This window comes from Paenibacillus sp. RC73 (genome assembly GCF_044908085.1).
Lineage (GTDB): Bacteria > Bacillota > Bacilli > Paenibacillales > Paenibacillaceae > Paenibacillus > Paenibacillus terrae_A.
Window position 1 is genome coordinate 644,377 of sequence record NZ_JBIYCV010000004.1, and the last position, 23,106, is coordinate 667,482.

20 protein-coding genes are annotated in these 23,106 nt (G+C 46.7%); 13 read left to right on the forward strand and 7 right to left on the reverse strand.

All coding sequences use genetic code 11. The annotated features are described in order from the left end of the window. The first annotated feature begins 193 nt into the window (after positions 1 to 193). The 9 genes from ABH897_RS13060 (at position 194) to ABH897_RS13100 (ending at position 10,873) form a co-directional block, all read left to right on the forward strand. Positions 194 to 1,789 (forward strand): S1C family serine protease, encoded by a 1,596-nt coding sequence (locus tag ABH897_RS13060; RefSeq protein WP_283655249.1) that lies wholly within the window; start codon positions 194 to 196, stop codon positions 1,787 to 1,789. Between the two features lie 147 nt (positions 1,790 to 1,936). Further along, on the forward strand, positions 1,937 to 2,626 hold the full coding sequence (locus tag ABH897_RS13065; RefSeq protein WP_283655250.1) for a response regulator transcription factor: 690 nt from the start codon (positions 1,937 to 1,939) through the stop codon (positions 2,624 to 2,626). Between the two features lie 2 nt (positions 2,627 to 2,628). Further along, positions 2,629 to 4,107 (forward strand): sensor histidine kinase, encoded by a 1,479-nt coding sequence (locus ABH897_RS13070; protein WP_283655251.1) that lies wholly within the window; start codon positions 2,629 to 2,631, stop codon positions 4,105 to 4,107. 110 nt (positions 4,108 to 4,217) lie between these two features. Further along, positions 4,218 to 5,174 carry a 4-hydroxy-3-methylbut-2-enyl diphosphate reductase gene (locus ABH897_RS13075; RefSeq protein ID WP_044647438.1) on the forward strand — a complete coding sequence of 319 codons (957 nt, stop codon included), beginning with the start codon at positions 4,218 to 4,220 and terminating at the stop codon, positions 5,172 to 5,174. A 268-nt stretch (positions 5,175 to 5,442) separates the two neighbouring features. Continuing rightward, on the forward strand, positions 5,443 to 6,480 hold the full coding sequence (gene aroF, locus ABH897_RS13080) for a 3-deoxy-7-phosphoheptulonate synthase (RefSeq protein WP_025682268.1): 1,038 nt from the start codon (positions 5,443 to 5,445) through the stop codon (positions 6,478 to 6,480). 271 nt (positions 6,481 to 6,751) lie between these two features. After that, entirely contained in the window at positions 6,752 to 8,176 is a 1,425-nt protein-coding gene (gene glnA, locus ABH897_RS13085; protein WP_044647439.1) for a type I glutamate--ammonia ligase, read from the forward strand. Between the two features lie 321 nt (positions 8,177 to 8,497). Next, on the forward strand, positions 8,498 to 9,589 hold the full coding sequence (gene serC / locus ABH897_RS13090; protein ID WP_404592114.1) for a 3-phosphoserine/phosphohydroxythreonine transaminase: 1,092 nt from the start codon (positions 8,498 to 8,500) through the stop codon (positions 9,587 to 9,589). Between the two features lie 201 nt (positions 9,590 to 9,790). Beyond that, complete coding sequence (trmL, locus tag ABH897_RS13095) at positions 9,791 to 10,255, forward strand: tRNA (uridine(34)/cytosine(34)/5-carboxymethylaminomethyluridine(34)-2'-O)-methyltransferase TrmL (RefSeq protein ID WP_283655253.1); 465 nt, start codon at positions 9,791 to 9,793, stop codon at positions 10,253 to 10,255. 372 nt (positions 10,256 to 10,627) lie between these two features. Then, positions 10,628 to 10,873 (forward strand): AbrB/MazE/SpoVT family DNA-binding domain-containing protein, encoded by a 246-nt coding sequence (locus ABH897_RS13100; RefSeq protein WP_014280616.1) that lies wholly within the window; start codon positions 10,628 to 10,630, stop codon positions 10,871 to 10,873. 98 nt (positions 10,874 to 10,971) lie between these two features. Here ABH897_RS13100 and ABH897_RS13105 read toward each other — a convergent pair whose 3' ends face one another. Both ABH897_RS13105 and ABH897_RS13110 read right to left on the reverse strand, forming a co-directional pair. Then, the gene (locus ABH897_RS13105; protein ID WP_404592115.1) at positions 10,972 to 12,039 is read right to left on the reverse strand and encodes a phosphodiester glycosidase family protein; all 1,068 of its coding nucleotides are present in this window, start codon (positions 12,037 to 12,039) and stop codon (positions 10,972 to 10,974) included. Beyond that, positions 12,036 to 12,443 carry a hypothetical protein gene (locus tag ABH897_RS13110; protein WP_044647467.1) on the reverse strand — a complete coding sequence of 136 codons (408 nt, stop codon included), beginning with the start codon at positions 12,441 to 12,443 and terminating at the stop codon, positions 12,036 to 12,038. The genes ABH897_RS13105 and ABH897_RS13110 overlap by 4 nt, the downstream gene beginning before the upstream one ends. A gap of 284 nt (positions 12,444 to 12,727) precedes the next feature. On the opposite strand from ABH897_RS13110, the gene ABH897_RS13115 reads away from it, so the two are divergent. Beyond that, on the forward strand, positions 12,728 to 13,384 hold the full coding sequence (locus ABH897_RS13115) for a response regulator transcription factor (RefSeq protein WP_044647442.1): 657 nt from the start codon (positions 12,728 to 12,730) through the stop codon (positions 13,382 to 13,384). A 51-nt stretch (positions 13,385 to 13,435) separates the two neighbouring features. Further along, entirely contained in the window at positions 13,436 to 14,689 is a 1,254-nt protein-coding gene (locus tag ABH897_RS13120) for an aminotransferase-like domain-containing protein (RefSeq protein WP_283655255.1), read from the forward strand. 120 nt (positions 14,690 to 14,809) lie between these two features. Here the strand turns inward: ABH897_RS13120 and ABH897_RS13125 are convergent, their stop codons facing one another. Continuing rightward, complete coding sequence (locus ABH897_RS13125) at positions 14,810 to 15,640, reverse strand: DUF2161 domain-containing phosphodiesterase (protein ID WP_404592117.1); 831 nt, start codon at positions 15,638 to 15,640, stop codon at positions 14,810 to 14,812. Positions 15,641 to 15,923: 283 nt separating this feature from the next. On the opposite strand from ABH897_RS13125, the gene ABH897_RS13130 reads away from it, so the two are divergent. Together ABH897_RS13130 and ABH897_RS13135 are read left to right on the forward strand one after the other, a co-directional pair. Then, complete coding sequence (locus ABH897_RS13130) at positions 15,924 to 17,819, forward strand: PrkA family serine protein kinase (protein WP_283655257.1); 1,896 nt, start codon at positions 15,924 to 15,926, stop codon at positions 17,817 to 17,819. Between the two features lie 307 nt (positions 17,820 to 18,126). Continuing rightward, entirely contained in the window at positions 18,127 to 19,143 is a 1,017-nt protein-coding gene (locus ABH897_RS13135; RefSeq protein WP_404592119.1) for a protoglobin domain-containing protein, read from the forward strand. A 112-nt stretch (positions 19,144 to 19,255) separates the two neighbouring features. Here the strand turns inward: ABH897_RS13135 and ABH897_RS13140 are convergent, their stop codons facing one another. The 4 genes from ABH897_RS13140 to ABH897_RS13155 all read right to left on the reverse strand — a co-directional run bounded on the left by ABH897_RS13140 (position 19,256) and on the right by ABH897_RS13155 (position 23,041). Next, positions 19,256 to 20,128, reverse strand: a complete 873-nt coding sequence (locus tag ABH897_RS13140; protein WP_404592120.1) for an arylamine N-acetyltransferase family protein — start codon at positions 20,126 to 20,128, stop codon at positions 19,256 to 19,258. Between the two features lie 244 nt (positions 20,129 to 20,372). Then, positions 20,373 to 21,269: a phosphotransferase gene (locus tag ABH897_RS13145; protein WP_404592122.1), complete on the reverse strand. Its 897-nt coding sequence runs from the start codon at positions 21,267 to 21,269 to the stop codon at positions 20,373 to 20,375. Between the two features lie 18 nt (positions 21,270 to 21,287). Further along, the gene (locus ABH897_RS13150; RefSeq protein WP_404592124.1) at positions 21,288 to 22,295 is read right to left on the reverse strand and encodes a phosphotransferase; all 1,008 of its coding nucleotides are present in this window, start codon (positions 22,293 to 22,295) and stop codon (positions 21,288 to 21,290) included. Between the two features lie 182 nt (positions 22,296 to 22,477). After that, positions 22,478 to 23,041, reverse strand: coding sequence for a PepSY domain-containing protein (locus ABH897_RS13155; RefSeq protein ID WP_404580837.1), 564 nt, complete (start codon positions 23,039 to 23,041; stop codon positions 22,478 to 22,480). Between the last annotated feature and the right edge of the window lie 65 nt (positions 23,042 to 23,106).

Below are 23,106 nucleotides of genomic sequence, written 5' to 3' on the forward strand. Positions count from 1 at the left end.
AGCATATACGATTGACAATGCTCCGGATTCATATCCGGGGCATTTTGTGTTTGAACAAGGCGTAAGCTATCATGGAGTAAAAGGTTTTATCTCCTTTTTAATTGTTTTTAAGGTGGAATTAAGGTTTAAAGTGCAAAATAAAGTCAGCTAAACAACACCACCTTGAAGCATAGGGTTTGGGAGGAGATATACAATGGACGAATTTAAAAATAATAATTCCGGACGCCGGGATGACAACGATCAGGTTGAATCCGATAAAACAACCCGGCAAAATGATTCAAACGGTTCCTCATATTACTATTCGTACGGTCCCTTTTCTTCGGTTCAATCAGATGGACAACGCAAGGATGGGAAGCTTGTAGAGAAGGACGTTGAGATTACGCCACCGCAGGCGGTAAGGCCTCTTCCTTCCTCTTACCATCGTGCCGGGGCTGAACAACAACAAGACGGCTCGGGTCGGAACGGTGGTAACTGGCAATTTAAACAAAATAAACCCAAGTCCCAGGTAAAGACGATTTTCCTATCCTTTTTGGCCGGGATGCTGGTTATTACGGTTCTGATGTACACGGCCGACCGCACGAATATGTTCACTCCTGAGACGGCGTTGACTTCGGCGGCAGCTGAAAGCGGAGAAACGACTAATTCGGGAACGACGAGTCAGTTACCTAACGCAGTTCCGGCTGTGATGCCTTCCGGCACTGCAGACGTTCAATCCGTTGTGGCCAAAGCGGGTCCGGCAGTCGTCAAAATTGAAACACTGGCTAAGCAATCTAGTAGCAGTGGCAGACAAAGCAGTCCTTATTATAATGACCCGCTATATCAATATTTTTTCGGTAATCAGTATGGAGACAGTGGTAATAGCGGAAACAACGGCAGCAGCAATGAAAATGAAGGCAGCAACAGCGGACAACTGACTCCGCTTGGTATTGGTTCCGGCTTTATTTTCGATAAAACGGGCTACATCCTGACGAACAATCACGTTGTTGAAGGCGCGAATGTGGTCCAGGTCACGGTAGAGGGAACCAATAAGCCTTATGAAGCCAAAGTGCTGGGCAAAAATGCAGACCTGGATCTGGCTGTGCTGAAAATTGAAGGCAAGGATAACTTCCCGACGGTAACGTTAGGCAACTCCGAAAATGCTAAAGTCGGTGAGTGGATGGTAGCCATCGGTAACCCTGAAGGCTTCGAGCATTCGGTAACAGCCGGGGTGTTGAGTGCGAAGGAACGTACGATTACCATTAACAGTGAGTCTACGGGAAAACCTACTCAATATAAACATTTAATTCAGACCGATGCGTCCATTAACCCGGGGAACTCTGGTGGCCCTCTGTTGAACCTGCAAGGACAGGTTATCGGCATGAACGTAGCTGTCAGTGCTGACGCACAGGGAATCGGGTTTGCGATTCCGTCCAATACGATTTTGGAAGTCGTCGACAAGCTGAAAAACAATCAGCCTATTCCGAAAGAACCCGTTCCTTTCATTGGCGCAAGTCTGTTGAATCTGAGTCCCGAAGTAGCCAAGGAATTGGGGACAACCCTGACTGAAGGCTCAGTGGTGCGGGATATTATCTACAAATCACCAGCTTATCAGGCGGATCTGCGTCCTTATGATGTGATTATCGGAGCTAATGGTACTCCTTACAGCACATCACAGGAGCTGATCGATTTCATTCAAAAGCAAAAAGTGGGTACAGCACTGACGCTTAACATTGAACGGGCAGGACAGAAAAAGGATGTCCAGTTAAAAGTGGGTAACAAGAACGACTTTAGCTCGACTCTTCAACAGTAATTCAATCATTCTTAAAAGTGAAAAATGTGAAAAGAAGCGGAAGGAAGCTACCTTCCGTTTCTTGCTGTATGCGGCAGCAAGATGCTACACGCGTCTACTCCTGCTACAATAGAGTGAAAAGAAGATAATAAAGGAGCTCGATGGTGTATGCGTTCTACCGTTCTGATTATTGATGACGATGAAAAAATTGTGTCCATGCTGCGCAGAGGGCTGGCCTTCGAGGGCTATGAAGTGATGACGGCTGCCAACGGCGCAGAGGGATTGAATAAAATGCTTACAGCTGAGCCAGACGTTGTCGTGCTGGATGTGATGATGCCTCAACTGGATGGTTTTGAGGTATGCCGTCGCATGCGGGAGGGAGGAAGTACGGTGCCCGTTCTGATGCTTACAGCCAAGGACGAGGTGGAGAACCGGGTCAAGGGACTGGATCTGGGTGCAGACGACTATCTCGTCAAGCCGTTTGCTCTGGAGGAGCTACTGGCTCGTGTGCGGGCGCTTCTGCGCCGTAAAACCGAGCAGCAGGATCATAATGGACATCGACTGACCTTCGAAGATTTACAGCTGGATAACGAATCGCGTGAAGTGGTTCGCGGCGGCAAGCGGCTGGAGCTGACGGCAAAGGAATTTGAACTGCTCCACTTGTTTATGCAAAACCCGAAGCGCGTTCTGTCTCGTGATCTGATTATGGACAAAATTTGGGGTTATGACTACAGCGGAGAGTCAAACGTGCTAGAAGTGTATATTGCCATGCTCCGACAAAAAACGGAGCAGGATGGCGGCAAACGGCTCATTCGTACGATTCGGGGAGCGGGTTATATTTTAAGAGGTGATGTGTAATTATGCCTATTCGTTGGCGACTGACAGCTTGGTATTCCAGCATCTTGGCTATAGTACTTGTTATGTTTGGACTGGCTATTTACGGACTGGTATATTATTACACATATAATGAAGTGAAAAGTCAGCTTATGAACCAGACGCCACGTATTAACAAGCAGTTACTGCTTACCGTCAAAGGAGGACTGTTTGAGGTCCCCAATCTGGATTTGGGCTTGGTGCAGGGTCGTGGAATTGATGAATCACAGCTATATGTACAAATTTATAATTATACATCCGGTGTCACCAAGACGACGCAAAATATGAAAAATCTCGATATTACCTTTCCGGTTCCATCCACAGCGGCAGGAGCGGTTCAAAATGAGGGAATTCGACGTGTAAGTGTGGATGGGGATTCCTTTATGATTTATCAGCAACCGATCAAATCTGAGGAACTGGGATTAGTGGTTGGACTGTTACAGGTGGGGCAATTTACAGGCTCTCAGGATCGGCTTATGAACAGGCTGCAAAGTGTGCTTGTATACGGTTCGTTATTTGCTTTACTCGCCGCTGCGACCTCAGGCCTCTTTTTAGCCCGCAAGTCCATGAAGCCGCTGGTCAAGGTGATCGAAGGGGCTAATCAGATTCAGTCCAGTAATGATTTGAGTGTTCGCATTGAATATGATGGACCGCCAGATGAAATTGGGCAACTGATCGCGACGGTTAACAAGATGCTGGGGCGTACGGAGGTTTTTTATAAGGAGTTGGAGGATGCTTATGGAGCCCAGCGCCGCTTTGTAGCCGATGCTTCCCATGAACTGCGTACGCCGCTTACGACAATCCGAGGCAACGTTGATTTTTTGCTTAAAATGTGGACTACCGAGCCGGGAGACCGACCCGATATGGATGAAGCGATGATTCGTGAACTCTCTATGGAGGCCCTGAGTGATATGGCGGATGAAGGAAAACGGATGAGCCGTCTGGTTGGCGATATGCTGTCGCTCGCCAGAGCAGATACAGGGAAAACCTTCGAGAAGGCCCCGGTGGCGCTGGAACCACTCGTAAGTGAGGTTGCCCGGCGTGCTCAATTTTTGGAGCGGACGTCCGAATGGAATGTGGGTGACTTTTCGATACTGAATGGCGTTTATATGGATGGCAGTAAGGATTATTTGCAGCAAATGCTGTTCATTTTCATAGATAATGCGTTCAAATATACACCTGAAGGTATGGTCCGGTTTGATGCTATCGTCTATCAGGGACAGGTAGGTCTGCGGATTAGTGATACAGGCATCGGGATGGACAAGAGTGAGGTTCCCTTTATTTTTGACCGCTTTTATCGGGCGGATGAGTCGCGCGGGGTGACGGAGGGAATTGGCTTGGGTTTGTCCATTGCCAAGTGGATTATAGATGAGCATCACGGGTCCGTGGAAGTGGTTACACGCCAAGGGGAAGGGACGACATTTATCATCTGGCTTCCGGTCAGCTTTTCCGCGCCTTTGGAATAGGCTATAATAGGAAGGCAACTACATCATAGAATTGGCCGGTAAAGGCTTGGATGCCGCAGCTACCCAGTTTTTGGAGCTGTATACTGTGTCGAAGAAAGCGGGTGCTATTTTTGGAAGTGCTCAGAATTTCGCCCCGGGGTTACTGCTACGGCGTAGTCGATGCCATGGTATTGGCTCGTCAGGCGGCCAGAAACTTGGATTTACCTCGGCCTATTTATATACTAGGCATGATTGTGCATAACAGTCATGTCACAAATTCCTTCGAGGATGAGGGAATTATTACACTGGACGGCCCTAACCGTATGGAGATTTTAAGCCAGGTGGAGAGTGGTACCGTTATTTTCACCGCCCATGGTGTATCCCCTGAGGTTCGCAAGCTGGCTCGCGATAAGGGGCTGACTACGGTTGATGCAACTTGCCCGGACGTCACGAAGACCCATGATCTGATTCGGGAGAAGTCTGCCGAGGGATATCAGATTATTTATATCGGCAAAAAGAATCATCCCGAGCCGGAGGGAGCTATCGGCATTGCTCCCGACCATGTTCATCTGATCGAGAAGGAAGAGGAGATCGACAGCCTTACATTGTCTGCGGGCAAAATCCTGATCACGAATCAGACGACTATGAGTCAGTGGGACATCAAGCACATTATGAAAAAGCTGCTGGAGAAGTTCCCGGGTGCCGAAATACACAATGAAATCTGTTTGGCCACTCAAGTGCGTCAGGAAGCGGTAGCGGAGCAAGCCGGACAGGCGGATCTGGTGATTGTCGTTGGCGATCCGCGCAGTAACAATTCAAACCGATTGGCTCAGGTGTCTGAGGAAATTGCGGGTACAACAGCTTACCGTATTTCCGATGTAACAGAGCTGAAGCGGGAATGGCTGGAGGGCGTTCACAAGGTAGCAGTGACCTCTGGAGCTTCTACGCCTACGTTGATTACGAAAGAGGTTATTTTGTACCTGGAGCAATATGATCCGGCTAACCCGGATACATGGGAGATTCAGCGGACGATTGATATGAAGAAGCTGCTACCCCCTGTGCGTGAAAAGTCAAAAACGACTAAATAATTTGTAACAGATCATGGCTGCTATTCGGAAAGGGACTCCCGGATAGCAGCTTTTTTTGAATTGGACGCTAGACCCACCCGGACTAAATCGGCATCACGAGGATCGAAATTGCAGGCCAGTATTCAGGATAATTAAGTCTTGACGAGTACAGGCAAAACAGGTATATTTACTTTAACGAATAAAAGCTTAAAAGCGAACAAGCGTTTAAGTGATATAATGTCATCTGTAAATGGTCCATTAAATATGTTTAATAGAGAGGAAGAAAAATATGATCGTTATCGCTGGTGTCCAAACACCTGAAGAACATATCCAGGCTATTGTTGCAGTTATTGAAAAAGAAGGTTTGCAGGCTCATGTTTCCCATGGATCGGATCGTACGATTATCGGGCTGATCGGAAGTGTAGAGCCCAAGTTGGCTGAACACCTGCGCCAAATGAAGGGCGTAGAGAATGTAGTCAAAATATCGAAGTCTTACAAATTGGCGAGCCGTGATTTTCATCCCGAAAATACCGTCATCTCTATCAAAGGTGTGAATATCGGCGGAGGCGAGCTTGTTATTATGGGTGGACCATGCGCCGTTGAGTCTGCTGCGCAGATTGACGAAATTGCTGCATTGGTTAAAGCTGCGGGCGCACAAGTTCTCCGTGGAGGTGCTTTTAAGCCGCGTACGGGTCCTTACAGCTTCCAAGGAACGGGTGTAGAAGGTTTGATCATGATGGCCGAGGCGGGCAAGAAGCATGACCTGCTGACCATCACAGAGGTTATGACCCCCGAATATGTGGATATCTGTGCGGAATATGCGGATATTTTGCAAGTAGGTACACGTAACATGCAAAATTTTGATCTGTTGCGCAAGCTGGGAACTTGCGGCAAACCAGTGCTGCTCAAACGTGGTTTCAGTTCGACTTACGATGAGTTCCTGAATGCTGCCGAGTATATTTTGGCAGGCGGTAACCCGAATGTTATGCTGTGTGAGCGCGGAATCCGGACATTTGAAACCTACACTAGAAATACGCTGGACCTGTCAGCTATTCCTGTTCTGCAACAACTGAGCCATTTGCCGGTTATTTCCGACCCGAGCCATGGCACAGGGCGCCGTGAGCTGGTTGTTCCTATGACGAAGGCTTCGGTGGCTGCCGGAGCAGACGGGTTAATTATTGAAATGCACACGGACCCCGACAATTCGATGACGGGTGATGGTGTACAATCCCTGTTCCCGGATCAATTTTCAGATTTGCTGAAAGATTTGGAATTGCTGGCTCCAGCTGTAGGAAAAACATTTCATACGCCTAGTACCATTTCTTAAAACCAATACTTAACATTAATGCATAAAAGTTTTGCCGCAACGCAGTCATTTGATTAAAATCGCCCCAAAAGCCCGATGTTTCGGGCTTTTTGTGCTATTCAAATGTTATCAAGAGCGTAAGCATATCTAACATTAGTTTAAAAAATACCTTACATAGCTATTGACCCGTGTCATGTTTGAGATTTATAATGACGACAGAAAAAAACATTCGATCATGAACATTTCAGGGTTGTATAAGACTTAATGTTCGGAAAATTGGGAGGAAGAAGACATGTCCGTTGAAAATGTATTAAAAACAATTCAGGAAAATAATATTGAGTGGGTAGATTTTCGCTTTGTAGATTTGTCCGGCCGTGCTCACCATATTTCGTTGCCAGCTTCCGAAGTAGATGAAGAAACATTTGTTAACGGTGTTGCTTTCGACGGTTCTTCCATTCCCGGCTATCGTGGCATCGAGGAATCCGACATGGTTATGCTGCCCGATGCGGAAGCGGTTTTTATCGACCCTTTCACTCAGCATCCTACACTGAATATTCTGTGTGACATTGCTACGCCAGACGGCGAAAAATACGACCGCGATCCTCGCGGCATTGCAAGAAAAGCAGAAGAATTCCTGAAAACTGCTGGTGTAGGTACAAAAGTTAACTTTGCACCTGAATCCGAATTTTTCATTTTTGACGAAGTGCGCTATGGAAGCAGTATGAACAGCTCCTCCTTCTTTGTAGATTCCGAAGAAGCAGCTTGGAATACGAATCGCAAGGAAGAGGGCGGCAATCTGGGCTTTAAAGTGGGAGTGAAGGGAGGATATGTGCCTGTAGCGCCAGTAGACACCCAACAAGACATCCGTAGTGAAATGTGCCGTTTGCTTGAAGAAGCAGGTCTGAGAATTGAGCGCCATCACCATGAGGTTGCTACGGCAGGCCAGGCGGAAATTAACTTCCGTTTTGATACACTCAAGAAAACAGCTGATAATCTGCTTGTTTATAAATACATTGTACACAACACAGCTCGTCAATACGGTAAAGTGGCAACATTTATGCCAAAACCACTCTTTGGAGACAACGGAAGCGGTATGCACGTTCACCAATCCATTTTCGATGGAGACACTCCTTTGTTCTACGAAAAAGGTGCTTACGCTAACCTGAGCGAACTGGCCCTTCATTACATTGGCGGTATCCTGTACCATGCACCAGCGCTGATCGCTTTGACGAACCCAAGTACGAACTCGTTCAAGCGTCTCGTTCCAGGCTATGAAGCTCCAGTTAACCTGGTATTCTCCAAAGGTAACCGTTCTGCGGCTGTCCGTATTCCAGTAGCGGCTGTTACGCCTAAAGGCTGTCGGATCGAGTTCCGTACACCAGACTCCACAGCTAACCCTTACCTGGCCTTCTCTGCAATGCTGATGGCGGGTCTGGATGGCATCAAGCGCAAACTGAACCCGATCGAATTGGGATATGGTCCACTTGATACGAACATCTATGAGCTGTCTGACGCTGAAATTGGTAAAATCCGCAGTGTTCCTGCTTCGCTGGATGAGGCTTTGGATGCTCTGGAAGCTGACTACGAGTTCTTGACAGAAGGCGACGTATTTACGAAGGACTTTATTGATAACTATGTAGAGCTCAAACGTTCTGAAGCTAAATCGGTTAACATCCGTGTTCATCCGCACGAATACAGCCTGTATTTCGACTGCTAATAGCAGTTAATAAATGAGCTGCATGGTTGCTCTTGAATAACAATCATTAGTTAATAAAACAAGCAGCATAGCTGCCTTGAATACTAACCATTTGCCTATGGGTAACGGTTAGTATTCAAGATAGGTCTCCGGTTTTTAAGCCGGGGACCTTTTAACATTAAATTAAATACCACAAAGTTAAGATGTTAAATATACTTACATTCACATCTTTGTCACATCGTAAATGAAATCGGCAACTTTTTTTAACAAGTCTTGAACGCTCCTATGATTACTGCTATCATAGCGATAATATCCGCACCAGAGTAGAGAAGGGATGGGAATTTGTTGAGTAAGAGAGCCTATAATTTTAATGCAGGACCAGCGGCATTGCCGCTCAAAGTGCTGGAACGTGTACAAGCTGAATTCGTAGATTTTCAGGGAACAGGTATGTCCATTATGGAAATGTCTCACCGTGGAGCTGTGTATGAATCTGTTCATAATGAAGCGCAGGAACGTCTGTTATCTCTGCTAGGCAATCCAGAAGGCTACAAGGTGTTATTTCTGCAAGGAGGCGCTAGTACGCAATTTGCTATGCTGCCCTTAAATTTCTTGAGCGAAGGGCAGACAGGAAGCTATATCATGACAGGAAGCTGGTCAGACAAGGCTTATAAGGAAGCCAAGCTTTTGGGCAAAGCCCACATTGCTGCATCCTCTGCTGATGAAAAGTATATGCGTCTTCCGAATGTGGATTCTTTGGACTTGCCTGACAATACTGCTTATGTGCATATTACCTCCAACGAGACGATTGAAGGTACACAGTTCAAGCAATTCCCGGATACCGGTTCTGTGCCGTTGATTGTGGACATGTCCAGTGATATTTTTTGCAAGCCGTTTGATGCTACTCAATTCGGACTGATCTATGCTGGAGCACAAAAAAATCTGGGACCTTCCGGCGTAACGGTCGTGATCGCCCGTGAAGAACTGTTGACAACTTCACCGGACAACGTTCCTACGATGCTGCGTTACAGCACTTATGAAAAGAATAATTCTCTCTACAATACACCTCCATCCTTTGCTATATACATGGTGAATGAGGTACTGAAATGGATTCAGGAAGAAGGCGGCCTGGAAGGTATTGAACGCATCAACCAGCAGAAAGCTGCTTTGCTCTACGACCGTATTGACAGCAGTGAAGGCTTCTACCGTGGTTGTGTAGACGTCGCTGACCGATCCATTATGAATGTGACCTTCCGCCTCGCAAATGAGGACTTGGAAAAGCAATTTATTAAGGAGTCTGAGCAGGCCGGTTTCATCGGTCTGAAGGGACATCGTAGTGTAGGAGGGCTCCGCGCTTCGATCTACAATGCTGTTCCACTGGAGAACTGTCAAGCGTTGGCCGAGTTTATGGATAGCTTTAAGCAGCGTCATAGCTGATTGTAACGGACATATATTTCGATACACGAATGTTGGAAATCGAAAAAACGAAGTAAAGCCTTCCCTGAACGTGTATAGGGGAAGGCTTTTAGTGGTGTGGAGCGATTATTTTTTTGGTTTGATGTTCATATCTCACCGATTTTGTTAAAATAATAGAATGTGTAAATTTTTTCAGTTCAAAAATGAAGGGAACGAAACGTGATGCCATTACATATTGTGCTTGTTGAGCCGGAAATTCCGGCTAATACAGGGAATATTGCTAGAACGTGTGCTGCTACAGGAACACATCTGCATCTGGTAAAGCCGCTGGGCTTCCGTACCGACGATGCCACGTTAAAACGTGCTGGACTTGATTACTGGTATGCGGTCCACATTGAATACCATGAATCTTTTGCTGAGGTGCAGGAGAAGTATCAGGAAGGTCGCTTTTTTTATGCCACCACGAAAGCGAATCAGCGTTATAGTGATATTGCATTTCAGGATGGAGACTTTCTGGTATTTGGCAAAGAAACGAAGGGGCTGCCTCCCGAGCTTCTGGCTGCCAACCCGGATACATGCATCAAGATGCCTATGTCAGATAAAGTAAGATCGCTAAATTTGTCGAATTCCGCTGCAATTATCGTATATGAAGCGCTGCGGCAAATGGAATTTCCAGGTTTATCGTGAATAATATCAAGTGAGTGGGTATAAGTGCGAATAAAGAACCAGGACCTTAGTTGCTAATCAAGCCTCGCGCCTCTGTTGTTCAGACAAACCCGACGTAGGGCTTGAAAATAAGGTTATAATCAGTAATTTGTAAAATCCTCAGAGAAAGCTAATGATAATGGACATTTCGGTCGATAAAAATATTACAGACATTCTGTGCCATACTTTGATATGGTTCATGATTTTATGAAAAAATGTAATAAAATTTCCTGTGATCAGCAGGATTCGACAAAAAGACAGCGAATACTACATAAAGAATAGTGTCTTTGTACCTAGTTTTTCGCAGGGAAAAAATTGCAATTCATAATGAAATAGGAGAGGTGTACGATCACGATGAAACCTGCCGGTGTGGTGCGTAAAGTTGATCAACTGGGAAGAATAGTGTTGCCCAAATCACTGCGCAAAAGATATCAAATGAATGAGGGAGACCCTGTCGAAATTTTGGTTCAGGGTGACCATATTATTTTGGAGCGTTATCGTCCGAAATGTGTATTTTGCGGATCAGTTGAGCAAGTGAACAATTTTAAAGATCGTTATATTTGTGCTCAATGCTTGACGGAAATGACACAGTACTCCTAAAATGGGGCAAAAGCATCACGACATTTGTTCGTGATGCTTTTTTTCTTATAGAGTATAAGGGAGCAAGCGTAGTTTACATGCTTGTAAACGATAAACTCCTATTTATAGAACAAAAAATGAGTAGGGACCGGACGCAGATTGCCATCCGACGGCTTGTTCACGATCTGATCGTTCAGGATGAGTGAGGAGGAGCCTCCCCCGTCCAGATTATAAGCATTCTGAACGCCGAGATTGTACATTTTTCCCTGTAGTTCTTCCAGTGTTGCACCTGAACCCCCGCTTTCATTGTAGCCGTCTACGACAATAATGAGCAGTTGATCATCTTTATAGTTGCCGATGGCTGTACGTGGCGCTCGTTTGGGCGATACCTTCCATTTATCCGGAATAGGCATCTTTTGGCCGCTTTGCAGCAGTACGGGAACGAAGGTAGCTCCAAAGGCAGGCTTTAGGCTGTCCAGAGCGCCCTGACTGTAAAACTTGCCACCGATGAGCTTGCCGGTGTTGCTCAATCCGACGAAGGACAAATCCTTAAAACTGGACTGAAAGCCGGTCAGGTAATGGCCGTTCATGACGGTAGTGCTTAATGGATAGCGTTTGCCGTCTCCATCCGCAAAGCCGCCTGCATTAATACCAGCGACAGCTCCGTGTCTCAGGACAGCACGCATGGTCGTTTCGGAGCCGCCCAGTTTGTCGCTCCCCAGAGACATTTTCATAGCGGCAGGATCTTTAAGCTTGACCTTCATGGCATAGCCATGATAAATCCCCGGGTTCACCTTAAACAATTCAATAGTAATCCGGTTGCTGTCTACCCGCTCATAGGGAACCCCGAGCTTGGCGGTGATGCGTCGATTATAGATTTTTTCGGGACGCTTGGATTGAGTGGAGGCCGTTTGGACAAGCTGGTTCATCGTTTGGGTTGTTTGCTTGTACAGTTCCGATGTTCGGCGAATAGTAGACAAGGTGTATGTTGCCGTTTGTTTGGCTTCATCAAGCTGCTTGCCTACTGATTGCGTTTGTAGAACGACCTCGGCTTTTTGCAGACTCGGGACGGTAGACCCCGAAAAACTAAATGTGGGATGAATTAACAAAACACACCCCAACAAACCGATAAAAGGAGCAAGGGCCAACATGAAGAAACGATTTACCTGTTTTGTATCCATATTCATTTCAGCAGGTCCATTTTTTTCTGAAGTGTATTGAGCTGCTGCTTAACTTCGTTCAGTTGGGTGTAAAGCTTATTGCTGTTGTCGGTTTTATTGTTTGCATTATCCTTGGTAAAGGTCAGCAGCTCATTGAAGGACTGCACTTTGCCCTCTAATCCGTTAACTTCCTTGGAAAGCGCAGCCAACTGTTTTTCATAGTCGGTTTTGAGCGCTTGAATCTGCTGGTTCGTATGGGTTTGCATTTCGTTCAACATTTCCTGCTTCAAATGATTGCTGTACAGATAGGTTGCGAGAGCACCTAGTATAATAAGCAGGAACCAAAATAGCAGAAAAGCCTTTACGGGCATCCCCTTTCTTGAAGTGCCCCGCCGGGATTCGGCAGGAGGGTGTTCAGGTGAAGCTTGCATGCGATTTTTCAACTCCCGTGTAAAATCAAATTTCCAGTCTTTATTTTGCAGTTCCAATTCTATCATGGGCCTATTTATTTCGCAAAAGCGAAATAGATGCATAAAATTATTTGGAAAAAGAGATTGCAACGGAAGGAAGTCCTAGGATACAATTTCCTTAAGCGATTTTCGCTTCTTATATGTTCATATTTGCGCAATTTCTACATATGCAACCCCAAATTATAGATTCATTTTCGCTAACTATGTATTTTTATGTATTTTTTGTGAAATCAGGAGGTTTAGATATGAGAAAAGTATGGCAGGTGGTCATCATAGACATCCATCCTACAAGTATGCTGGGAACAAAGCTTATTTTGGAAGACCAGCAGGATTTGCTTGTCAGAGGGATGTCCTCCTCCGGGACGGAAGGTCTGGAATTGGCTTGCTCCATTCGGCCGGAAATCATTTTAATGGATTACAGGTTGCCTGAGGGAACGGCGGAACCGTTCCTAACACAAATACGGGCCTTGTCTCCAGACAGCCATATTGTTATTATGACGGATGAGGATAATATTACGCTGTTCCAACAGCTGATTTCGCTGGGAGCGAATGGAATGCTATCCAAACAGGCGTCACCAAGCCAGTTGATCCATCTGATCAACGGTTTGCGCGAAGGATTTGCTTCGTTACCGATGGATTGGATTCGTTGTGGAAATTGGCCTTTTATGCCGCTCATGGCTTCTGAACCTTTCGACGAATTGACACAGACCGAAATTTTCATTATGGAACGTATTGTGCAAGGAATTACATATGACAAAATTGCTATCGAGATCGAAGTCAGTCGGCGCTCCATTGATAATTATCTACGTAAAATTTATGCTAAATTGGGCGTGTCCAGCCGGGCGCAGGCGATTGAACGTTATGCCTTGTACGCGCGTCAAGCGAAGCAGCTGTATGCCTGACGCGCCAACCCGGAGGTCGTGAGCCTATTTTTCAGGAGAAGGAGGATGTTCATGCAATATTCCTTTGCTTCACGAACCGCTGCAATGTTGGCTTCTCCAGTGCGTCATATCCGGGAAAATGCGAGAAGACACTCCTTTATATCTTTGGCTGAAGAATTGCCTGCACAAGAGCTCTTTCCAGTGAAGCTGCTGGAAGAAGCGGCTCATGATGTATTTGGTTCTGGCCCTGACGCCCTCCAGTATGGTGAACCGGAGGGCTATTTTCCTTTGCGGGCGTGGCTTGCAGGAGAGTGGGAACAGCGCAAAGGAGTTAGAGTGCCACCAGGACAGATTCTCCTGACAACAGGCAGTCAGCAGGCCATTGACCTGATTGTAAGGCTGATGGTGGATGAACGCGACCCTGTGTTAGTCGAAAATCCGACATCTCCCGGATGTCTGCAAGTGCTCTCAATGCAAGGTGCGCAGATCGTTCCCGTTGAATCTGATGGAGAAGGTGTGCGTCCCGATCAGCTTGAAGCCTTAATCATTCACCACCATCCCAAGCTTTTTTTCGCCACACCCACGTTTACGAATCCGACCGGTTCCTTATGGAGCGCGGCAAGACGTCAGGAGATTTTGGAGCTGTGCAGGCTCCATCAGGTGCTGATCGTGGAGGACGATTCTTACGGAGAGCTACATTTTAAACAAAAAAATGAATCCGGCGACAAGAGCCAGCATGGGCAAAGTCGGAAATTTGCAGAAGCCTATCCTTCGCTATTTGCGCTGGATCATGCGGGGCAGGGTGGTCAGGTGCTATATATCGGTTCATTCAACAAAACGGTTGCGCCCGCACTGAGAACCGGATGGGCGGCAGGCCCTGCTCCGTTGATCGAAGGTATGTACGCTTTGAAGCAGTTGGCCGATATGCAGTCCAGTACGATGAACCAGCGACTCCTGTTCCAGTTGCTGACCAGCTCGCGGTTTCAATGGCACGAGCATTTAGCCATGCTGAACAAAGAGTACTCGACACGTCTGCAATTAATTCTGGAGCTGCTCAAGCGTCCATTTTGGAAAGATGTGACGTACCATATTCCGTCCGGCGGCATGTATGTGTGGGTTCGGTTGCCCGATGGGCTGGACAGCGCACTGCTGCTAAAGGCGGCCTTACCCAAGGGTGTAGCCTTTATGCCAGGAGAGTTGTGCGCGGTTGGCAGCGAAGGCGCGTCCCATATCCGCCTGAACTTCAGCCATCCGGGCCGCGAGCAGCTACTCATGGGCATGAATTTGATCGGTGAGACGATCAGTGAATTCACTGCGCGAAGCTAGCTGGGGCCGAATGCTCTGCTTGCTACAGCAGAGCTTCCGGCAGTCGCGGCGTCAGAAGTAAGCTGTAGGCTTTTCAGTGATCGTCTGCATTCGGAGCGCCTGAAGTAGGCGGCAGGATATTCAGAGATCCTCCGCATTCGTAGTGGCAGAGTACGCGGCTGGCGCTTCCGCGATTCGCTGTTGTCCGCCGCCGTCATCAGGCTCTACAGCCTTGCCAGCGGCCGTTTCGGCGCCTTGCTCTTGCAGTACCGCCGCATATTCGCTCAGGGCAACCTCGCCAAACGGGGTCAGCTTGTAGCGGCCACGAGCTACGCGTTCGAACCAGCCGTAGTAGTTGCGCTGGAGCACGGCTGCTGCCCCGCTGATGGCTGCTGTGCGGGCGAGCTGCGCCGGGGCAGCTTCCCCCAGGCCCTGCAAGGCTGCGGCCACGCGCAGCGCTTTTTCCCGGTAGGCCGTGACCAGCTTGCGTCGGGTACTGCCGCCAGTGTTGTGGTCGCCGCTACGTGCGTGAAACTCTCGCAGCAGCCTTTCCTTGCGCGAGCCGGTGCGGGCTGTCGCCGTTTTGCGGTCACCACCGTTCGTACTCGCAGGCTTGCAAAGTACCTCTACGAGCGGCGGCTTGGTCTTATAATGGGTGACGGTGAGCAAGCCCAGCCCCAACTGGCGGCACAGTCCGACCAGCTCGTTCCAGCGCTGATTGACAGCCCCTTTTTTCGCACGGTTTCGTTCCACCGCCACATACACATTGCTGCTTAGCTTCAGACGCTGCATGCCCTGCAGCACAAGAGCCAGATTAAACGTCTTTTTAATCTCCACAATCAGTGGCTCCTGCTGTTCTGGCTTTATACCCACCAAATCGCAGTTACGCACTTCTCCCTTGATTTCGTATCCCAAGCTCTCAAAAAAGGCTTTGATCGGAGCGTACAGCTCCGTCTCATGCCGAACCGCCATGCTTCTCCCGCTCCTTTATCCCATTATTCCGAGTTTATATTGTACCATAATGCGTCAGGTCCGCGTCGTTGTTGTATATTTTAGCACAGTGTATCTCTCTGTTTTTCGAAAAAGCAAGGGAACCTGTCGCAAAAAAAAGGTCAATTCTGAAATCAATCTGCATAGGTATGTATTACACTTTTTTTAAGAGGATTGCATCATATCCTGAAAGGCGTGGACGAGTGTAGCCATTAACCATCCGGAGTGGAGGATAGTCATTACGCAGTCATGGGAGGAACCGAGCATGAATATTTTTGAACGCGTTGCGGAGTACCGGGCGGAAAACAACCGTCTGGCCTGGAGCGGCACTTTTAGAGAGTATATCGAGATACTCAAGAAAGACCCGACGCCGGCGATGACCGCTCATGCACGGGTTTACAAGATGATTGAATCTTTTGGTGTAGAAGAGGTTGGGGGACATAAGCGATATAAATTTTTCGAGCAGGAGATTTTTGGGCTGGACCGTGCGCTTGAAAAGCTGGTGGAGGAATACTTCCATTCCTCAGCCCGTCGGCTCGATGTGCGCAAGCGTATTCTACTTTTGATGGGACCCGTCAGTGGAGGTAAATCCACGCTGGTCACCTTGCTCAAACGCGGTCTGGAGAAATTTTCGAGGACGGATCAGGGAGCGGTATACGCCATTGAAGGCTGCCCCATGCACGAAGATCCGCTTCATCTCATTCCTCATGAGCTGCGTCCGGATTTTGAGAAGGAGCTGGGGGTGCGGATTGAAGGCAATCTGTGCCCAGCCTGCCAGATGAGATTGCGTACAGAATTCGATGGAGATATTGAAAAGGTCCGCGTGGAGCGGGTGTTTATATCGGAAGAAAATCGGATCGGCATCGGTACGTTCAGTCCTTCGGATCCGAAGTCACAGGATATTGCTGATTTGACGGGCAGCATCGACTTTTCTACGATTACGGAGTATGGCTCGGAATCCGATCCGCGCGCGTATCGTTTTGACGGAGAACTGAACAAAGCCAACCGTGGACTGATGGAGTTTCAGGAGATGCTGAAATGCGATGAGAAGTTTTTATGGAATTTGCTGTCTCTGACTCAGGAGGGGAATTTTAAAGCGGGACGTTTTGCGTTAATCAGTGCAGATGAGCTGATCGTTGCCCATACCAATGAGTCGGAGTATAAAAGCTTTATCTCGAACAAAAAGAACGAGGCCCTCCAATCGCGGATGATCGTGATGCCAATTCCTTACAACCTTAAAGTCTCGGAAGAAGAAAAAATTTACGCCAAGCTCATTGGACAAAGCGACATGAAGCATATTCACATCGCCCCTCATGCGCTGCGGACGGCTGCTATTTTCTCCGTGCTTACCCGCCTGAAGGAGACGAAGAAGCAGGGCATGGATCTGGTCAAAAAGATGCGCATGTATGATGGCGAAGAGGTGGAAGGCTACAAGACAGCCGATCTGAAGGAAATGCAAAATGAGTTTCTGGAGGAAGGTATGTCTGGGGTAGACCCAAGGTACGTCATCAATCGCATTTCCAGTGCGCTCATTAAGCAAAATGTAGAATCCATCAATGCACTGGATATTTTACGAGCTATCAAGGATGGTCTGGATCAGCATGCTTCTATTACGAAGGAAGAAAGGGAGCGTTATCTGAATTTCATTTCCGTAGCCCGTAAAGAGTATGACGAGCTGGCGAAAAAAGAAGTCCAGAAAGCTTTTGTGTACTCGTTCGAGGAATCAGCCAAGACGCTGTTCGATAACTATCTGGATAACATCGAAGCTTTCTGCAATTGGGTGAAAATCCGCGACCCGCTTACGGATGAGGAACTCGACCCGGATGAGCGGCTGATGCGTTCGATCGAAGAGCAGATTGGGGTATCGGAAAATGCGAAAAAGGCGTTCCGCGAAGAAATTCTCATCCGGATTTCCGCTTACTCACGCAAGGGACGCAAGTTCGAATATCATCATCATGATCGGCTGAGAGAAGCGATTGAGAAAAAGCTGTTCGCTGATTTGAAGGATATTGTGAAAATTACGACCTCGACCAAAACACCCGATGCTAATCAGCTCAAACGCATGAATGAGGTGATTAAGCGATTGATTGAGGAACACGGTTATACAGGTGCCAGTGCCAACGACCTGCTCAGGTATGTAGGAAGTCTGTTGAATCGATAAAAATCGGTAAGCTTAAGGTAAGCAAAAGCAATAGGCTGGAGTAATGAGTTGTAATGGACGGCGTTGTAGCTGAACAGATATATCAATCGGCTGCGTAACCTATGAGGAATCCGGTAGCAAGCACTGGGAGTTTCAAGTACTTGCTACCGGATTCTTTTTTTATCATGAAGAAGTTATTTCAGGTGCTTGTCCATCATGGATATGTGAAAAGTCACAATGAATCCACTAATTTATAACATTTTCCAAAAATGCGCCGATAAATATGGTAATGTTAAATGGATGTAAACTATTTATTTGGAGGAACCTTATGATTGATGTAGCTGAAAGTAGATTAAAACAGATTCAATATATTGGAATCACGGATGATGATTTGGCTTTATTGCATCTCCATCAGGGTTTGTTCCAATCTATTGTGGATGAGGTGGTGGATCGATTTTATGATCATGTGGAAAAGGTCCCGCATCTCATGTCGATTATCTCCAAATGGTCCAATATTGAACGCTTAAAGCAAACACAACGAGATTACTGGCTTTCTCTGGCAGATGGGAAAATAGATGAACCATTTATAGAGCACCGTCTTTTTGTAGGTCAGGTGCATTCCCGCATTGGTCTGTCCTCGGATTATTATTTGGGCACATACATAACTTACTTGGACATTGCAGTAGATATTTTGAAGCATTCGGGGATCGACGATTGGTATCCGATTGTTCACGCTCTTTCCAAAATGTTCAATCTGGACTCGCAGCTTGTGCTGGAAGCTTATCAGAAGAAGGAAAAGGAGCAAATTAACGAGCTGGCCGATGAGCAGACACAAGTATTAACCGTCGTGTCCCGAATTGCTCAAAATTTGACCGGTATGATTGCTGAATTACGTGAAAATACAGGTAACATTGCAGATAGTGCACGTACAACGGCCTCTTCGCAGGAACATACGGAAGAATTGGTACAGCAGTTGGGCGATGAGATCAAGCATATTGAGCAGATGAGCGGCACGATTCGCGAGCTGTCGGATCAGACACACTTGCTGGGGCTGAATGCGGCGATTGAAGCAGCACATGCGCAGGAAGCAGGGCGCGGGTTTCAGATTGTGGCACAGGAAGTACGCAAGCTGGCATCCAATTCCAAGCAGGCGCAGGAGCAAATCCAGTGCAAGGTACTGGATATTGCCCATATGTTGAACAGTGTGCAATCCGAAACGGCTGCCACAACAGCCAGCGCCCGACAACAGGCCTCCAGTTCTGAGGAATTGGCTTCATTCACAAAGCTGATCGAAAATATGGTGAAAGAATTGGAAACGCTTCAACATCCCGGCGAAATGATGTAGGTGTGAGAGGATAGAATTAGATATCGATACGTTCTTTCTTTGAGCATGACGGGAAAATAACGCTCTCCCTCCGTGGCGGTCCAATCAACGCAACCGAGGAAGAGCGTAATACTTATAAGGAAATGATTGATTTCTTCCATTCAGTATGAGCCGCAAATACCCTTTTCCATAACTCGTCCCGTTCCTGGTGACTATAGTTAACAAGCGGCTCACCAAACACATCTGCCAACACTTCCAGCCACTGCGATTTATGATCCAGCTCTATTTTTTCCAATCCGTTCAGCCCGTGTTTTTTCCAAATGCAGCCTCTTAGTTCATTCGTCTCTAATGCTTGTCTTTGCCGAATCAGAAACAGGTTGAACCATGGAGAATCCGCTGAGCGGCTATAGAAATGATGTTTTGGCATAAACTCTTCCAAATCCCGAACAAACGTAGGGTCATAATCAACGCCAACAAATGAAGCAAGCGAATCATGCTCTAACCGCCAGCCTTTTGCAACAACCCCAGACTCCGTAATCTTATATTGAAGAGGAGCTTGTTCATAAGTGCCCATATGGAGTGGAACAGGCTCATAGGGCATATCGCCTAAACCAACATCAACAATCCATACTTCATCTTCGTGCTGCTCATTTAACAAGTTCACGGTTAACCCAAGATGAAATGAATTGATGCGTGGCTCTGCCCCTAAAGGCTGAACCCCGGCACGATGCAGGCAGACCTTGTAGCCCAGTGAATGTAGTAGTGTGCTGAAGGCACCATTCAGATGAAAACAATAACCGCTTCTTCCCTGTAAAATAAGTTGAACGGATTCTTGAAAACCAATGGCTGCCGGCTTACCTGCAAAAATGTCCACCGTTTGCCACGAAAGATGTTTCACATGGGCCTTATGCAGCTCAAATAAATAGGATTGGGTAGGAGGCTGAATGTCTTGAATTCCGATCCTGTTTAGATAAGCCTTTATTTCTTCTTTTGTCATGATGTACATGTGCAGTCACCTCTATTGTTAGTTTCTCAATTTATCTTTTCGGAACAAATGATCCCTGAGTCATAGCATCATTGTAGAAGGGGGGCGTATTGATTACAATGCTATAAACTTTTGATTGTACCGGTACAATCAGCCAGTGGATTCGGTTCGGTGGCATGTAGATTTATCAAAGATAGTTGTCAGAACATAAAAAAACAGACCGTTTCGCCAGGTCTGTTTTCCTGTTTAGTTCCAAGCCGACAGATTATAGCAGCGCTCTAAGTTCACGTCGGTATTTGTTTAACTGCACGAATGATGGAATAACACGTTTGGCAGAACGGATGCCGCCTATTCTGATGTTGCGGACCACATGATAGGGAGAGATCAAAAGTGTGTGAAGCAAATGTAAATCATGGGCGCTCAACGGACGATATCGTTGATAGTAGTCGACCGCGCGCAGCATCTTGGTCCCGTTCCAAAGACAATTTCGATGAAGAAGATGGGACAAGTCTTTCATTCTTACGTGCAGGGAGCAATTTTCAAAATCGATTAAATGAATCTTGAGTTGTCTGTCTTTAATCAGATTGGGATAATTGTAATCGCCATGTATAAATGCGGCAGCTTTTTGCTCCGAGTTAATTGCTTCTCGAACTTTGGGCTGCTGTAGATGCTTCGACGCTTCTTCACAGAGAGCCACGAGATGTGCTGTGCCTTTGTAGGGACTGAGGTGTTTTTTGTATCTAGCTATTTCATCACCCAAGCCTTCGTAACGTATTCTGTCTGCCGGAGTCTCGGTGACAGGAAAGCCTACGGCACTGGAGTGAAATTTGGCTAAGGTGGAAATTCCCTTTTTGAAATCTATTTTTTTTGTAAATTTTGGTCTTCCTCCATCAACCCAATTGGTTAATGTATACGAAATGCCTTCATGGGTCATATAAGCGGTTTGCTGCACTGTCGGATAGACCTTTTGGCTACGGGTAAACCCGCGCTCATCCAGGAAGGACAACACACGTGTAATAAAACGAATTTCATCTTCTGGGAATTTGTAAGGCTTTAAACAATAGGTCATGCCGGCGGTCTCAATCTTGTGTATGTCCTTCTTTTGACGAGTACGTTGAATTTTGATTCCGTACATCTGCTCAACGTTCGATAAAATCGACATTTTGATCCTCACTTTCTTTTATGCATGCACCCATTCCTGCAAAATATGAATGATTTGTAAACGAAGGGGCCACGATTGATCCCAATTGTTCAGGATCTCGCGGTTTCTTGAGCGATTCGGGTGTAGGGAGGCATGCCACGCTTCGCGTGGCAGTTTATACAAGGCTGTAACCATTTTTCGTTCAGTTCGGCTTAGTGGTTTGCGTTTTTGGTATCCCTTCAGCAAGGATTGCACAAATTCAGGATTGAATTGGGTCGTATTCATAAGGGCCTTTGCCAGATCTACATAGACTGAGCCGACCTTAACCCGATCCCAATCAATGATCTTGAGTTGACCATCATCTGAAATAATGACATTGGGGATCGTGATGTCGCTGTGTATTAAAGAGGGGGAACGGTTTTCCTTCTGAAGCAGCTTAACAATGGATGTGTCCTGCAAATCCTTCCATGCCCGCTTGGCTAAACGTTTGCAGTCTTTGCCGTGAGCGTTGTACCAGTTGCCATATTCTTTGTCATGACGGCTGATTTGTGTTATTTTTCTTTGAAAAAGACGGTCCTGGTTTTTCCATATCCGCAATTGCTGAAACGTAGGGGATTTACCGCTTCCAATCCGATGCAAGCCAGTGGACGAGGCGTGAAGCGTGGCAAGTGCCCACCCAAGCTTTTCAAAATCTTCAGCATTCTCCAATCCCCGTCCTTTGATCCACTGACTTACATAAAATGGCGTTTCTTGATGTATAGTCCACAGCTTCCCGGCATGTGTTGGAAGCCATGCGGGCATGTAGCTATACTTTCTCTTTTTCAAAAGCCTGATCATGCTTGCGGCCTGCTCCATCTGTTGGATTGTATTTGAGCGGACCATCTTAGTACGGCTGAAGGGCTTTAATGCATAAGTTCCCTTTTTCGTTTTCACCTGGATTACTGCATTTTTTCGGTACAGTGATGAGACCAAGCTTGATTTTAACGGGATCAGACCGAAACGACTGGTGATTTTGCGAATCTGTGCTTTGGTATAGGATTTCGTCATAAGAACCTCACTTGACTTGTGATTATAGAAAAAGGTAATCCTTTGTTAGTTATCAGTCTATTCATGAGGAAGATGAAGGTGAGTTCAAATATTGCAAGAGCCATAAAAAAAGGAGCAGCGAAAGTTCGCTACTCCTTTTGAATTAACTCTGTATTTTGCAAGCTGGAATAGGGTCTGGATATTTAATCATTACTATCATCGTAACGGTCATCATCATGATCATCGTCCGTATCCACGATTTTTCCAGATGTCGCATGGATTTCGATGTCAACGGTTCCTTCGTTGGTGAGAATCTTCACGTCATAGATAAACTGTCCGTCTCCCTTGTCCAATTGGGTAGACAGAAGGGTACCGGGTACTGTCTTAAGAGCAATCTGTCCGGCCTGTTTTTCGGTTATGGTGATATTACTTGGCTTGTTTAGGGGCTTCTTGGCATTCAAGTTATCATCCAACTTTGAATGGGACCGAAGGGTTTTTCCAGTATAAGCATCCACATCCACGTCCCAATCTTTATTACCCTGTTGAAGTTCCACCTCATAGTAGGCTTTTCCGGTTTTATGTTCCAGTTCTACATCTTCAACCTTAGCACCATTGCCCACAGCCTTTTTGGCGATATTGGCAGCGGCTGTCGCTCCAATGAGATTCGCAGGCTTGGCTGCCCAGACGGCATTCGCCGAAACACCTGCTACTGTAGCACCGAGCAAAACTGTTGCCGCCATGATTCCTAATGTATAGTTTTTTTTCATGTATAGTTCCTCCTTGTGATGTAAGCTTGAGTACAGCTTATCTATTGAAAATGAGAGGAACGTAA